General features: G+C 68.4%; 14 protein-coding genes. 8 read left to right on the forward strand and 6 right to left on the reverse strand.

What is annotated here, in order from left to right; translation table 11 throughout:
• Positions 1-59 precede the first annotated feature (59 nt).
• The 3 genes from ctaD to K340_RS30660 are packed head-to-tail and all read right to left on the reverse strand — an operon-like array spanning position 60 to position 2,958.
• Positions 60-1,799, reverse strand: coding sequence for an aa3-type cytochrome oxidase subunit I (gene ctaD / locus K340_RS0116015; RefSeq protein ID WP_029137454.1), 1,740 nt, complete (start codon positions 1,797-1,799; stop codon positions 60-62).
• Positions 1,796-2,665: a slipin family protein gene (locus tag K340_RS30655; RefSeq protein ID WP_084614525.1), complete on the reverse strand. Its 870-nt coding sequence runs from the start codon at positions 2,663-2,665 to the stop codon at positions 1,796-1,798. Before K340_RS30655 ends, ctaD begins: the two co-directional genes overlap by 4 nt.
• Entirely contained in the window at positions 2,662-2,958 is a 297-nt protein-coding gene (locus K340_RS30660; protein WP_037365065.1) for a DUF3040 domain-containing protein, read from the reverse strand. Before K340_RS30660 ends, K340_RS30655 begins: the two co-directional genes overlap by 4 nt.
• A gap of 241 nt (positions 2,959-3,199) precedes the next feature.
• Between K340_RS30660 and K340_RS0116030 the strand changes: the two genes are divergently transcribed.
• Positions 3,200-3,598, forward strand: coding sequence for a MarR family winged helix-turn-helix transcriptional regulator (locus K340_RS0116030; protein ID WP_029137455.1), 399 nt, complete (start codon positions 3,200-3,202; stop codon positions 3,596-3,598).
• Positions 3,599-3,642: 44 nt separating this feature from the next.
• Here K340_RS0116030 and K340_RS0116035 read toward each other — a convergent pair whose 3' ends face one another.
• Positions 3,643-4,452 carry an SDR family oxidoreductase gene (locus K340_RS0116035; RefSeq protein ID WP_029137456.1) on the reverse strand — a complete coding sequence of 270 codons (810 nt, stop codon included), beginning with the start codon at positions 4,450-4,452 and terminating at the stop codon, positions 3,643-3,645.
• A 249-nt stretch (positions 4,453-4,701) separates the two neighbouring features.
• On the opposite strand from K340_RS0116035, the gene K340_RS0116040 reads away from it, so the two are divergent.
• Positions 4,702-5,055: a GntR family transcriptional regulator gene (locus K340_RS0116040; protein ID WP_029137457.1), complete on the forward strand. Its 354-nt coding sequence runs from the start codon at positions 4,702-4,704 to the stop codon at positions 5,053-5,055.
• Positions 5,052-6,002: a DUF1648 domain-containing protein gene (locus tag K340_RS0116045; protein WP_029137458.1), complete on the forward strand. Its 951-nt coding sequence runs from the start codon at positions 5,052-5,054 to the stop codon at positions 6,000-6,002. Before K340_RS0116040 ends, K340_RS0116045 begins: the two co-directional genes overlap by 4 nt.
• 3 nt (positions 6,003-6,005) lie before the next feature.
• Here the strand turns inward: K340_RS0116045 and K340_RS0116050 are convergent, their stop codons facing one another.
• Positions 6,006-7,094: a fatty acid desaturase family protein gene (locus K340_RS0116050; RefSeq protein WP_029137459.1), complete on the reverse strand. Its 1,089-nt coding sequence runs from the start codon at positions 7,092-7,094 to the stop codon at positions 6,006-6,008.
• Between the two features lie 164 nt (positions 7,095-7,258).
• On the opposite strand from K340_RS0116050, the gene metG reads away from it, so the two are divergent.
• Together metG and K340_RS0116060 are read left to right on the forward strand one after the other, a co-directional pair.
• Positions 7,259-9,091 carry a methionine--tRNA ligase gene (gene metG / locus K340_RS0116055; protein ID WP_029137460.1) on the forward strand — a complete coding sequence of 611 codons (1,833 nt, stop codon included), beginning with the start codon at positions 7,259-7,261 and terminating at the stop codon, positions 9,089-9,091.
• A 107-nt stretch (positions 9,092-9,198) separates the two neighbouring features.
• Complete coding sequence (locus K340_RS0116060; protein ID WP_029137461.1) at positions 9,199-10,014, forward strand: TatD family hydrolase; 816 nt, start codon at positions 9,199-9,201, stop codon at positions 10,012-10,014.
• Between the two features lie 134 nt (positions 10,015-10,148).
• Here K340_RS0116060 and K340_RS35990 read toward each other — a convergent pair whose 3' ends face one another.
• Complete coding sequence (locus tag K340_RS35990) at positions 10,149-10,331, reverse strand: hypothetical protein (RefSeq protein ID WP_154674294.1); 183 nt, start codon at positions 10,329-10,331, stop codon at positions 10,149-10,151.
• On the opposite strand from K340_RS35990, the gene K340_RS37310 reads away from it, so the two are divergent.
• The 3 genes from K340_RS37310 (at position 10,324) to rsmA (ending at position 14,214) form a co-directional block, all read left to right on the forward strand.
• Positions 10,324-11,775, forward strand: coding sequence for a ubiquitin-like domain-containing protein (locus K340_RS37310; RefSeq protein WP_154674295.1), 1,452 nt, complete (start codon positions 10,324-10,326; stop codon positions 11,773-11,775). The two genes, K340_RS35990 and K340_RS37310, sit on opposite strands and share 8 nt — an antisense overlap.
• Before the next feature lie 105 nt (positions 11,776-11,880).
• A complete protein-coding gene (locus tag K340_RS37315) occupies positions 11,881-13,353 on the forward strand; it encodes a resuscitation-promoting factor (protein WP_154674296.1) in 1,473 nt (490 codons plus the stop codon).
• Between the two features lie 30 nt (positions 13,354-13,383).
• On the forward strand, positions 13,384-14,214 hold the full coding sequence (gene rsmA, locus K340_RS0116075; RefSeq protein ID WP_037365067.1) for a 16S rRNA (adenine(1518)-N(6)/adenine(1519)-N(6))-dimethyltransferase RsmA: 831 nt from the start codon (positions 13,384-13,386) through the stop codon (positions 14,212-14,214).
• Positions 14,215-14,219: the final 5 nt, after the last annotated feature.

Raw genomic sequence — 14,219 nt, forward strand, 5'->3', positions numbered from 1 at the left:
TCGAGCAGATACCGGGCCTCCGGTCGGCCCGGTCGGTCCGCGGCCGGGTACCGGGCGGCTCAGTCGTTGTCGAGGATGGCCAACTCGGCGTCGGCATCCAGCGGGTCCAGCGGTTCCCACCGTGGGCCGCCGGCGTGAGCCTCGCTGCGCATTCGTTCGACCATGTGTGGGTGGTGCAGTTCGAATGCCGGGCGCTCGGAGCGGATTCGGGGCAGCGAGGTGAAGTTGTGCCGCGGCGGTGGGGAACTTGTCGCCCACTCCAGCGAGTTGCCGTAGCCCCACGGGTCGTCGGCGGTGGTCACCTCGCCGTGCCGCCAGGACTTGATGACGTTCCAGACGAACGGCAACATGGATGCACCGAGGACGAAGGCGCCGATCGATGAGAAGCCGTTCAGCCAGGTGAAGCCGTCGGTGGGTAGGTAGTCAGGGTAGCGGCGCGGCATGCCCATGTTGCCCAGCCAGTGCTGCACCAGGAACGTCATGTGGAAGCCGACGAAGGTGGTCCAGAAATGGAACTTCCCCAGGCGCTCGTCCAGGAACCGGCCGGTGAACTTCGGGAACCAGAAATAGACACCGGCGAAGGTGGCGAACACGATGGTGCCGAACAACACGTAGTGGAAATGCGCGACCACGAAATACGAGTCGGTGACGTGGAAATCGAGCGCCGGCGAGGCCAGGATCACTCCCGTCAGCCCACCGAACAGGAAGGTGACCAGAAACCCACAGGACCACAGCATGGGTGTCTGGAACGAGACCCGGCCGCGCCACATGGTGCCGATCCAGTTGATGAATTTCAGCCCCGTCGGGATGGCGATCAGATAGCTCATGAAGCTGAAGAACGGCAGCAGAACACTGCCGGTGGCGAACATGTGGTGTGCCCAGACGGCCGACGAGAGGCCGGCAATGGAGATGGTCGCGAACACCATGCTGCGGTAGCCGAATACCGGTTTGCGGGAGAAGACAGGAATGACTTCCGTGATGATGCCGAAGAACGGGATCGCGACGATGTAGACCTCGGGATGACCGAAGAACCAGAACAAATGCTGATAGAGGATGGCTCCGCCGTTGGCCGGGTCGAATACGTGCGAGCCGAAGTGTCTGTCGGCGGCCAGCCCTAGCAGTGCCGCGGTGAGGATCGGAAACGCGATCAGCACCAGGATCGAGGTGACCAGGATGTTCCAGGTGAAGATCGGCAGCCGCCACATCGTCATCCCCGGGCAGCGCAGGCAGATCGCCGTGGTGATCATGTTGACCGCGCCGAGGATGGTGCCGAGCCCGGACAGCGCCAGGCCCATGATCCACAGGTCGCCGCCGACCTGCGGCGAGTTCTCGATGTTCGACAGCGGTACATAGGCGGTCCAGCCGAACGCGGCGGCACCGCCGGGGGTGACGAACCCCAGCATCGCGATGGTGGCACCGAAAAGATAGAACCAGTAGGACAGGGCGTTCAGCCGGGGGAAGGCGACGTCGGGGGCGCCGATCTGCAGCGGCATCACCAGGTTCGCGAAACCGAACACGATCGGCGTCGCGTAGAACAGCAGCATGATCGTGCCGTGCATGGTGAACAGCTGGTTGTACTGCTCCAGTGACAGGAAATCCAGGCCCGGCCTGGCCAGTTCCGCCCGCATCAACATGGCCAGCAGGCCGCCGATCATGAAGAACGACAGCGTCGTGACGATGTACATCATGCCGAGGACCTTCGGGTCCGTCGTCTTCAGATAGCCGAGAAACCTCGACCCCTTCGCCGGCCGCGCAAGCAGGGGGCGCTGCACCAGGGTTCGTGGGGCGACCGCCGTCATCGCTGGCTCGGAATCGCGGTGTCCGCCAACTGTTCCACCAGCGGCCGCAGGTTCTCGAACACCGGTGCGGGGTGGACGGTCCCGGCAGTGTGGCCGGTCGCCGTGGTTGCCGGCGTCGAATGTTCGAGGAACCGCAGCAGCTCGACCGGGAACGGCAGCACCAGGGTGGAGTTCTTCTCGGCGGCCACCTCGACCACGGTCTGCAGTAGCCGCAGTTGCAGGGCCGCCGGCGTCTGCGCCATCACTGTCGCTGCCTGCGCCAGCTTTTCGGACGCCTGCAGTTCGCCGTCGGCGGTGATCACCCTGGCCCTTCGTTCCCGCTCGGCCTCGGCCTGTCGGGACATCGACCGCTTCATCGACTCGGGCAGCACCACGTCCTTGATCTCGACCCGGTCGACGTGCAGACCCCAACCGATGGCCGGACTGTCGATCATCAGCTCCAGGCCCTGGTTGAGTTTTTCTCGGTTGGACAGCAGATCGTCCAGGTCGCTTTTGCCGATGATCGACCGCAGTGAGGTCTGCGCGACCTGACCGACCGCCGATCGGTAGTCCTCGACGTCGACGATCACCGTGACCGGGTTGATCACCCGGAAGTAGACGACGGCGTCGACCCGGACGGTCACGTTGTCGCGGGTGATGCCGTCCTGCGCCGGAACCGGCAGGGTGACGATCTGCATGCTCACCTTCCGCAGTCGATCGATGATCGGGACGATCATCGCCAGGCCCGGCCCGCGCGGTTCGGCCAGCACCTTGCCGAACCGGAAGACGACCCCGCGCTCGTATTGATTGACCACCCTCGCCGAGCCGGCCGCCGCGACGACCGCCAACACCAGCAGCACGACCAGAATCGTCACCAGCACGGTCATGGCCGGCGACCCGCCTGCTGGTTTGCGCGCAAGTGACGGTCGGCGCGCAGGTACATCACTCCGCAGACCGCGGCGGCGACCAGGAACAACAGGGTGCCGAAGGGCGACTGCGAGGCCAGCAGCACAAACATGAAGAACAGGCAGCCGATCGTCGCACCCAGCCAGGCACCCCGGCCGGGGCCAGGCGGCGACGGCGGTTCGACCCGGTCGAGCTTTTGGGCCAGGTCCGGATCGTCCGTGGCGAGTTGACGCTGGATTTCGCGTAAAGTCTCGCGTTCGCGGTCACTGAGCATGACGCACCTCCCAGGAGGTTCGCCGGCTCCGAGTTCCGTGCTCCGAGTATCCGACGCGCCTCGTGAGGAATATCGTAGCCCGATATATACGAGTCGTACAGGGTGGGGGGATCGAGAGCGTTAACGACGAGTAGAAGGGCGGCGCCCGGTGCCCAAGCACGCTGACAGTTCAACGCGCGGCTATCCGCCATCCGGCGATCCGAAATCTGGCGAGTCGCCATCTGGCGAGTCGCCACGGCCGCTGACCAAGGCGGAATACGAGGAGCTGGCGGGCTTCCGAGCCGCGCTACGCAAGTACCTGCGATTCAGCGAGGAACTGGTCCGCGCACACGGTCTGACGCCGCAGCAGTATCAGCTCCTGCTGGCGGTCAAGGGGTACCCGGGCCGGGACTGGGCGACCGTCGGGGAACTCGCCGAGCAGTTGCAGCTACGGCATCACAGCGTGGTCGAGCTGATCGACCGCGCGCAGCGTGCCGATTTGGTCTGCCGGGCGGCCGATCCCGGTGATGCCCGGGTGGTGCGTGTGCAGCTGACGCCGAAGGGCGCCGGGTCACTGGGCAGACTCAGTGCGCTGCACAAGGAACAGCTGCTGCGGTTGGACCCGGACTCGCTGAGCATCCCGTTCACCGATCCGGACTGAGGCGGCTTCGGTTACAGGCCGCGGTTGTTCGGGCTGTTGGTCGATCAGCGGCCGAAGATGTCGTCTGTCATCGGGCCGTTGCCGGCCAGCAGGCCGCCGTCCACCGGCAGGGCGACGCCGGTGATCCAGCTTGCGTCGTCACCGGCGAGGAAGGCGATGGCTGCGGCCACATCCTGCGGGGTGCCCACCCGGCCCAGCGGATACCAGCGCTTCAGCCGCTCGAGGATAGCCGGGTCGCGGTCCACCCGCTGCTGCCAGATCGGGGTGGCAATGGTGCCGGGAACCACTGCGTTACACCGGATTCCGTGCTTCCCGTAGCCGACGGCCAGTGATCGGGTCAGGCTGAGCAACCCCGCCTTGGCCGCCGAGTACGCCTCGTTGCCGTAGAAGCCGACCGCGTTCACCGAAGCGACGTTGACGATCACCCCGGCACCGCGGGCCGTCATCGACGGCAGGACGGCCTGGGACATCAGGTAGCTGCCGGTCAGGCTGACGGCGATGTCACGATCCCAGGCCCGCCGGGAGATCTCGTCGAAGGAGGCGGCGTCGCAGACCGCCGCATTGTTCACCAGGATGTCGACGCCCCCGTCCCCTGAGCCGTAGCGGGGTTGTCCCGCGATCGCGGCGGCGACGGCCGACTCGTCGCTGACGTCGAGTTCGATGCCCAGCGCTCCCGGCAGGTCGGCTGCCGTCGCCCTCGCCCGGTCGCCGTCGAGGTCGGCGACCACCACGGTGGCGCCCGCGGCCGCGAACCTGGCGGCCGTCACCGCGCCGATGCCGGACCCGCCGCCGGTGATCAGCACGACCCTGCCGTCGAAGCGTTGCGGGGCGGGACCCGGGGGAGCGTCAGCCATGGTCGGTCTCCGTTCGTCGGCTCGATCATGGCAGGCCCGACGTGGTGCCCGACGGCCGCATTCGGTGCGGGGGCCGCCGAGTTGGTGGGTTCGTCCTCGCTGGGTGGCCGGTTTCGGTGCGGGAGTCGCCGAGTCGGTGGGTTCGTCCTCACGCGGTGGCCGGTTTCGGTGCGGGAGTCGCCGAGTCGGTGGGTTCGTCCTCACGAGCCGGCGTGCACAACCCTGCATTGTTCTAGTATCATGCGAACTATGTTGATTCGTGTGGATCCGGCCTCCGAGGTGGGGCTGGCCGAACAGATCGCCGGCCAGGTTCGTGGCGCGCTGGTCGTCGGCGACGTCGTTCCGGGCGAGAAGCTGCCGGCGGCAAGGGAACTGGCCGCCGGTCTGGACGTCAACATGCACACCGTGCTGCGCGCCTACTCCGTGTTGCGCGACGAGGGGCTGATCGAACTGCGTCGAGGACGCGGCGCCCAGATCCGATCGGACGTGGACACCAGCGCGCTGCGGCTGGACGACCAGATCCGGGATCTGCTGCGTTCGGCGGACCGGCTGGGGATCGCCCGGGACGCCCTGATCGACAGAATAAGAAAGGTATCGACATGACCGCAGAACCCTCCGGACACGGCCGCTGGGCGGCGGTCGGACTGGCCGCGGCCGCGCCGGTGCTGCTGATCGCGTTCCGGCTGCTCTTCTCCGGCCGCACGCCCGAGCAGATCCCGACGCACTGGAACCTGCACGGGCAGGTCGATCGAACCGCCGGCTCGATCGGTTTCTTCCTGGTGCTGTTGGCGCTGAGTCTGGTGCTGGCCATCGCCGCGATCGTTGCCGTGCTGCTTCGTCGTCATCCCGGCCCCGCCCGGATCTCGGTAGCCGCGCTGCTCTTCGGAAGTTGGCTGGCCACAGGCATTTTCTGCACCACCATGGCGGTGTCGGCCGGCGCCCGCACGGCTCAGCAGGTGTCGTTCCCGTGGTACGCGGTGGTGATCGTCCTGGTTGTGCCGCTGCTGGCCGGGGCGGCCGGCTGGTCGTTGCTGCCGGCCGACCGGTTGCCGGCCGTGCCGATCGGGACCGACAGCACCCTGCAGTTCGGCGACACCGAGCGGGTGGTCTGGGTGGGACGGGCCAGTTCGCTGCCGGTGCGCTGGATCGCGGTGCTCGCCCTGGTGGCCAGTGCAGTGTTGGTGGTGCTGTCGGTGCCGGTCGCAGTGGTGGTGTTCGTGGCTTCGCTGCTGCTGATCATGGTCTCCGAGCTCGGCGTGCGGGTGGACGAGTCCGGGTTGCACACATTGTGGGGACCGTTCGGCCGGCCGTGCAGCACGATCGCGCTGAGCAACATCGCCGGTTCCCGGGCGGAGCAGATCCAGCCAATGCATTGGGGCGGTTGGGGTTTGCGGTTCTCGGCCCGGGGCACCGCAGCGATTGTCAGGTCCGGGCCGGGCATCGTCGTCGACCGGGTCGGGGGATCGAGATACGCGGTAACGGTTGACGGTGCGGAGCAGGGTGCTGAGGTGCTCAACGCCCTGCTGGCCAGGGACCGTCGCGCCGGTTGAGGATCAGCGCAGGGAGTTGGCGGTGGGGCAGCCGTAGGCGTTCCGGCCGGCGATGCCGACCTGGTTCAGGTACCGCACCACGATCAGCCAGGCGCGGTAGACCGGAACCTCGTGGTAAACGACCCCTTGCTCCAGACAGAAGTCCCGGATCACCGGCCGGGCCAGCCGCAGGTTCGGCCGCGGCATGCTCGGAAACAGGTGATGCTCGATCTGATAGTTCAGCCCGCCCATCGCGAAGCTGGCCACCCGCCCGCCGAGTACGTTGCGCGAGCTGATCACCTGTCGGTGGAAGAAGTCGATCTTCTCGGTCGGCGGGACGACCGGCATTCCGATGTGGCTGACGGCGAACGACGCACCCAGGTAGACGCCCATCGCCCCGAGGACCACGCCCAGGAAGGTGGCGGCGATGCCGGGCGGCAGGAACACGAACAGCAGCGCGGGCAGCGCGGCCAGCCGCAGCGTGATCAGCGTCAACTCGAGTCGACGCCGCTTCATGGTGGGATCGGTGATCAGTGCCACCACGCTCTGCACCTGCAGGTTGAGCATCTCGACCAGCAGCAGCGGGAAGAACCACCAGCCCTGCCGGGCGTGCATGGCCAGTGCCCAGCGGGACCGGATCGGCTTCTCGGCCAGGTAGAAGTGCACCAGCGACGGGTCGATGTCCGGGTCCTTGCCGATCTGGTTCGGCGCGGCGTGGTGCTTGGAGTGCTTGTTGTTCCACCAGGCCAGGCTGACGCCCCCCATGCCGGTGCCGAGTACCAGTGCGGTCCAGTCGTTCCACCGGCCCGAGGTGAAGATCTGCCGGTGGGCGGCGTCGTGACTGAGGAAGATCAGCTGGGTCAGCACGAAGGCCAGCCCCCCGGCGATGCCGAGCTGGGCCCAGCTCTCGCCGATAAAGGAGAAGCCGACCCATAGGCCGGCCAGCAGGGCCAACAGGATCACGATCTTCGCCAGGTAGTAACCGCGGCGGCGTTTGAGCAGGCCGCGTTGCTGGACGGCATGCATGACCGTGGCGTAGTCGGTGGCTTTGCGGGGCGAGTCCGGGCGATGTTCGCTGGTGCTCTGTCTGGTTCGGTCGGTGGCGAGCGTCATGGCCCTGCGTCCGTCCCCGGACCAACTGGTGGACCGAAGTCATCGTGAACCGGGAAATGGCGTGGCTTCCGCAGTCGCGCCGGCGAATCGCCCGATGCTTCAGCCTACCTACTTCGGCCGGCAGTGGGTCATTTCGGTTTCGACCGGGCCATTAACCTGACCTCATGAGTATCCCCGTCCTGACAGCTGTCGCCTGGCCGTACGCCAACGGCCCGCGGCACATCGGCCACGTCTCCGGCTTCGGCATCCCCGCCGACATCTACTCCCGCTACCAGCGGATGGCCGGCAACGAGGTGCTGATGGTGTCCGGCACCGACGAACACGGCACCCCGATCCTGGTGCTGGCCGAACAGGAGGGCGTCAGCCCACGGGTGCTCGCCGACCGCTACAACAAGGTGATCGTCGACGACCTGCAGGGACTGGGCGTCAGCTACGACCTGTTCACCAGGACCGAGACGCGCAACCACTATGCCGTCACCCAGGAGATGTTCCGGGCGGTGCACCGCAACGGCTACTTCGTGCCGCAGACCAGCCAGAGCGCGATCAGCCCGTCCACCGGTCGCACGCTGCCCGACCGGTACATCGAGGGCACCTGCCCGATCTGCGGGTACGACGGCGCGCGCGGCGACCAGTGCGACAACTGCGGCAACCAGCTCGATCCGATCGACCTGATCAACCCGAGGTCCAAGATCAACGGCGAGACCCCGAAGTTCGTCGAGTCCGAGCAGTTCATGCTCGATCTGCCGGCCCTGGCCGTCGCGCTGGGCGAGTGGCTGCACACCCGCAAGGACTGGCGGCCGAACGTGTTGAAGTTCTCGCTGAACCTGCTGGACGATCTGCGCCCGCGGGCGATGACCCGCGACATCGACTGGGGCATCCCGGTGCCACTGGACGGCTGGCGGGATCGGCCGGACAAGAAGCTGTACGTGTGGTTCGACGCGGTGATCGGCTACCTGTCCGCCTCGGTGGAATGGGCCCGCCGCTTCGGCGAAGGTCCCGATCACTACCAGCACTGGTGGGCAAACCCGCAGGCCCAGCACCGGTACTTCATGGGCAAGGACAACATCACCTTCCACAGCCAGATCTGGCCCGCCGAATTGCTCGGCTACAACGGCGAGGGTGCCAAGGGCGGCGAGCCGGGAGCCTTCGGGCACCTGGATCTGCCCACCGAGGTGGTCTCTAGCGAGTTCCTGACGATGAGCGGTTCCAAGTTCTCCTCGTCCAGGGGCACGGTCATTTATGTCGGCGACTTCCTCCGCGAGTACGGCCCGGACGCGTTGCGCTACTTCGTGTCCGTCGCCGGCCCGGAGACCCAGGACACCGACTTCACCTGGGAGGAGTTCGTCCGCCGGACCAACTTCGAGCTGGCCAACGAGTGGGGCAACCTGGTGAACCGCTCGGTGTCGATGGCGCACAAGAACTTCGGTGCGATCCCGCCGGCCGGTGCCCTGACCGACGTCGAGGCCCAGCTGCTGGGGGCCGCCGATACCGCCTTCAGCACGGTCGGGGACCTGTTGCAGCGCAGCCGGTTCAAGCAGGCTGCCGGGGAGGCGATGCGGGTGGTATCGCTGGCCAACAAGTACATCTCCGACACCGAACCGTGGAAGCTGGCCAAAGACCCGGCGGATCGCGATCGGCTCGGGACGGTGCTGAACACCGCGCTGCAGGTGGTCGACGATGCCAAGACGCTGCTCACCCCGTTCCTGCCGCACTCGTCCCAGAAGGTCTTCGAAGCCCTTGGTGGACAGGGTGTCTGGGCCGCGGAGCCGGAGATTCAGAACGTCACCGACTTCGATGACGCCGTCGAGGGGGTCGGGGTGCCGGAGGTCACCGACTATCCCGTGCTCACCGGGGACTGGGCCGGCCAGCAGGCGACCTGGCGACGTAGGCCGATCGAGTCCGGCATTCCGCTGGCGAAGCCGACCCCGTTGTTCGGCAAGCTCGATCCGGAACTCGGCGAGACCGGGCCCGACTGGGCGCCGATCAAGAAGGACTGAGTGTGAGTCGACAGGGAGCGGAGGCAACGGCCGGTGGAGCGGAGCGACACCAGCCGGCCCGCAGGGACCGCGGAGACGAACAATCCAGTTCGCCACTGCCCGAATCGTTGCGCGACCGGAGACCAGCGAAACCGCCGGAACCGTTGCCCGGCAGCGTGATCGACGCGCATACCCACCTGGATGCCTGCGGCGCGGATACCCCGGAGCTGGTGGCGGGTGCGATGCAGCGGGCGGCCGCCGTCGGTGTCGCGAAGGTCGTCACCATCGCCGACGACCTGGCCGCCGCCCGCTGGGCGGCAACCGCGGCGACCTGGCATCCGGACCTGTACGCCGCCGTTGCCTTGCACCCGACCAGGGCCGACACCCTGGACGACGCCGCCCGGGCCGAGCTCGGCGAGCTGGCCCGTCAGCCCAAAGTGGTCGCGATCGGTGAGACCGGCCTCGACCACTACTGGGACGCGGCCCCGCACCCGGCGCAGGCCGAGGCGTTCGCCTGGCACATCCAGCTGGCCAAGGACGTCGGCAAGCCGTTGATGATCCACGACCGGGACGCCCACGACGCGGTCTTCGACGTGCTGCGGGCCGAGGGCGCGCCGCCGGAGGTGATCTTCCACTGCTTCTCCGGCGACGCGCAGCTCGCCCGCCGCTGCGCCGATGCCGGCTTTGCGATGTCGTTCGCCGGTCCGGTCAGTTTCCGCAACGCGACGGATCTGCACGCAGCGGCGAAGCTGGCCCCCGCCGAATTGCTGCTGGTGGAGACGGACGCACCGTTCCTCACCCCGCACCCGCAACGGGGGACGGTCAACGAGCCCTATGCCCTGCCCTACACGGTGCGTGCGCTGGCCGCTCTCCGCGGCGCCGATCTGGCGGAGCTGTGCACCCGATTGCGCTCGAACGCGGAACGGATTTACCGCCTGAGCTGACGCTCGCTACCGCCGAACGGGTGGATTCGCGAGGGAGATGTGGACAACACCCCAGGTCACCGGCTTGCCCTGGCCGTGTCCACCCCGTTACCCTTCCGTGATACCAGCCGGGATGGGGAAGTTCCGGGTGCGTCCTAGATGTTGTGTGCGCCATTCGGGGTGCGTTCACGGCCGGCGTGCTCGCCCCTGCCCGGGTTCAGCTGAGCAGGGACATTTGTGGCTATCTTCTTCGACGACGAGCGCGCCCCGGGAACGGTCGACAGCAGCACCGACACCCCGAATTCGACCGAAACTTCCTCCACTTCCTTCGTGGACACCGATTCTTCTCCGAGCACCGGGGCCACCGGCCCCGAAGCCATCGGCCACGCCGTCGCCGTTACCGCGGCCGCCGATACCGCCGCCGGTGGGACAGCCGGCCCGAAGCGCCGCCTGCGCAAGCCGCTGCTGATCGGCTCGGCCGTCGTCATCGCCCTGGTGGCCGCCGCCGGCGGCACCATGAGTGCGCTGGCCAAGGACGTCACCATCTCCGTTGACGGGCAGCGTCAGCAGGTCACCACCTACGCCTCGTCCGTCGAAGGCGCGCTGGCCGCGGCCGGCGTCAGCGTCGGCCAGCACGACACCCTCGCCCCGGCCGGCGCCGCCGCCGTCAGCGACGGCTCGACCATCGCCGTGCAACGCGGCCGGTTGCTGAGCGTCACCGTCGATGGTCGCACCCGCAAGTTGTGGACCACCGCCAAGACCGTCGACCAGGCGATGGCCGAGCTGGGCCTCGGGGTCGACAACTTCCGGCTGTCGGCCGACCGGTCGCGGAGCATCCCGCTGGCCGGGTTCACGCTGCAGGCCGACACGCTGCACACCGTCACCATCGCCAACCGCACGGCGAAGCCGGCCACCGTCTCCACCGCCGCGAAGACCGTCGGTGAGCTGCTGACCGCCCGCGGCATCACCATCGGCAAGAACGATCGACTGTCCCCGGCCGCCGGCACCACCCTGACCGCCGGCACCAAGATCGTCGTCAAGAGACTGCCGACGGTCGCGGTCGCCGTCGGCGGCAAGCCGGCCACCGCGATCACCAGCGGCGCCCGCACCGTCGGCCAACTGCTCAAGGTTCACCGGATCGCCGTCGGCAAGATGGACCGGCTGACTCCGGCCGCGACCACGGTGCTCACCGACAAGCTCAAGGTCACCGTCACCCGCGTGACGGTGACCACCAACGTGGTCCAGAAGCCGATCGCACAGCCGGCGGACACCCAGGTCGACGATGCCGACCTGCTCGTCGGCACCTCCGAGGTCGATGCCCAGGGCCATCCCGGCACACTGGCGATCAGCTATCGCACCGTGCTGACGAACGGCAAGGCGGCCCCGGCCAAGGAGACGTCCCGGAAGGTGACCACCGAGCCGAAGGCGACCGTGATCCGGGTGGGCACCAAGCCCAAGCCCGCACCGGAACCGCAGCCGACCCAGCAGGCCGAGCCCGCGCAGGCGGCCGCGGCTGCGCCGGCGGCGTCCTCATCCAGTTCCGGGTGGAGCGTCAACTGGGACGCGATCGCCAACTGTGAGTCGACCAACAACTGGAGCATCAACACCGGCAACGGCTTCTACGGCGGGTTGCAGTTCAGCCAGTCGACCTGGGCGGCCTACGGCGGCCTGGCCTACGCGCCGCGGGCCGACCTGGCCAGCAAGTCTCAGCAGATCGCGGTCGCCGAACGGACCCTGGCCGGCCAGGGCATCGGCGCCTGGTCCTGCGGATACCGAGGCTGACGCCCGCCTATGGCCTCCACGTCGCCGATCACTCCTGTGTCCGAACCTGTGCTGCAACCCGATAACGCTCGGCGCGGTCCTGCCGCGGCCGACCGCGGACCGTGGGTGTCGCCCGAGGAACTCGCGGCGCGCCGGGCCGTCCGGCGTCGTGCCGTCATTCCGGCACAGCGGACCAGCGGCGCCCGGGTGCCGACGCCGCAGCTGATGGTCGCCGCCAACCGGGGTGACTGGGTGGCTCCGCCGTCGCGGCCGCCGATCGCCGCCGACCGAGGTGTATGGGTGGTTCCGCCGCCGCGCACCCAGGAGGCGCTGGTCGAGGTCGCCGCGTCGGCACTCACGCCGGTGGCCGGGCGGCAGCTCTCCCCGGTTGCCGAGCCGCCGGCGCCGGCATTCGCCGGGCTGCTGCCGGTCGAGCCGAGATCCACTGCGGACGCTCTGCTGCCGGTCGGCGAGTCCTGGTTGGCCCGGCTGCGACGTCCGGCCTTGGCCACCCTGACCGCGGGTCTGGTGATTCTCGGGACCGGAGCGCCGACCTTCGGCGACGACATGAAGGCCGTCACCGTTGTGGTGGACGGCACGCCGCGGACCATCACCACCGACGCCGCGACCGTCGGTGATGCGCTCGCCACCGCCGGCATCCCGGTCCGCGACCACGACCTGCTCGCGCCGGCGGCCGCCACAGCGGTCGCCGACGGCGGGTCGATCACCCTGCGGCGGGGCCGGCTGATCACCGCGGACGTCGACGGCACCCAGCGGCAGTTGTGGACGACGGCCACCTCGGTCGACGCGGCGCTGCACCAGCTCGGACTGGACAACGGTCAGTACCAAGTGGCCGCCGACCGCAGTCGGCCGATCGGCCCGGAAGGGCTGACGCTGGCCGGTCACCGGCTGCACAACGTCACCGTGGTGGACGGTACCGGCGCACCGAAGAAGGCTCGCGTCCCCGGCGCCGACGTAGCCGATGTACTGGCAGCGCAAGGGATTTCGCTGTCCGCCACCGACAAGGTCAGTCCGGCGAGGACCAGCGCGGTGGCCGACGGGACCAAGATCGTGGTCACCAGGATCGCGGTGAAGAACCGCGCGATCGAACAGAAGATCGCCCGTCCGGCCGACGTCACGGTGCCCGATGCCACTCTCGGCAAGGGCGAGTCGAAGGTCACCGCCGCCGGCCGCGACGGAGTCCGCCGGCTGACGATCAAGCGCACCGTCGTCAACGGCAAGGCCTCGGAGAAGGTGGTCGCCAACACCGTGCTGCGCACCCCGCAGGCCAAGGTCGTCAAGGTGGGCACCAAGGAGACCGGGGCCCCGGAATCCTGGAGCGTCCCCTGGGACCGGATGGCCTTCTGCGAGTCGACCAGCCGCTGGTCCGTCAACACCGGGAACGGCACCTACGGGGGCCTGCAGTTCAAGACCCCGACCTGGCTCGAGTACGGCGGCGGCGAGTTCGCTCCTCGTGCCGATCTGGCGACCGAGGCCCAGCAGATCATCGTGGCCGAGCGGCTGTACGCCAAGGAGGGCCTGGCCCCGTGGCACTGTGCCCGGCTGCTCGGCTGGGGCTTCGGCAAGTACCAGGGCTGATCGACACTGAACAACCCTGAGGCCGGCGCACTGCTCGGTGCCGCGGAGATCCGCCGGCTGGCCGCCGAACTCGACCTGCGCCCGACCAAGACGCTCGGCCAGAACTTCGTGCATGATGGAAACACAGTGCGGCGCATCGTTTCTGCCGCCGCCCTGGACGCCCACGAACACGTTCTGGAGATCGGCCCCGGCCTCGGCTCGCTGACCCTCGGGTTACTCGAGGTGGTTCCGCGGGTGACGGCCGTCGAGATCGATCCGCGGTTGGCCCAGTTGTTGCCCAGAACCGTTGCCGCGCACCGTGGCAGCGCCGGCGGGCTGACGGTCGTCACCGCAGATGCGATGCAGGCCAACGCTTCCGTCATCCCCGATGCGCCGACCGCGCTGGTCGCGAACCTGCCGTACAACATCTCGGTGCCGGTACTGCTGCACCTGCTGGCCGAACTGCCCTCGATCCGCCGGGTGCTGGTGATGGTGCAGGCCGAGGTCGCCGACCGGCTGGCCGCGCCGCCGGGGTCGAAGACCTACGGCTCGCCGAGCGCCAAGGCGGCCTGGTACGGCCCCACCCGGCGGGCCGGATCGGTCGGCCGGAACGTGTTCTGGCCGGTACCCGGTGTCGACTCCGCCCTGGTGGCGCTGGACCGACGGCCGACGCCCCGACCGCAGGACCGGGCCGCCGTCTTCGCGGTGATCGACGCCGCCTTTGCCCAACGCCGCAAGACCTTGCGGGCGGCGCTGTCCGGTTGGGCCGGTTCGTCCGCTGCGGCCCAGGAAATCCTGGAGCGGGCGCGAGTCGATCCCGGTGCCCGTGGTGAAGTATTGGATGTGGACGCCTTCATCGCCATCGCCCAGGCCGCCGGATGAGCGAG

Origin of the sequence: Nakamurella lactea DSM 19367 (genome assembly GCF_000426645.1) — a bacterium.
GTDB classification, from domain to species: domain Bacteria; phylum Actinomycetota; class Actinomycetes; order Mycobacteriales; family Nakamurellaceae; genus Nakamurella; species Nakamurella lactea.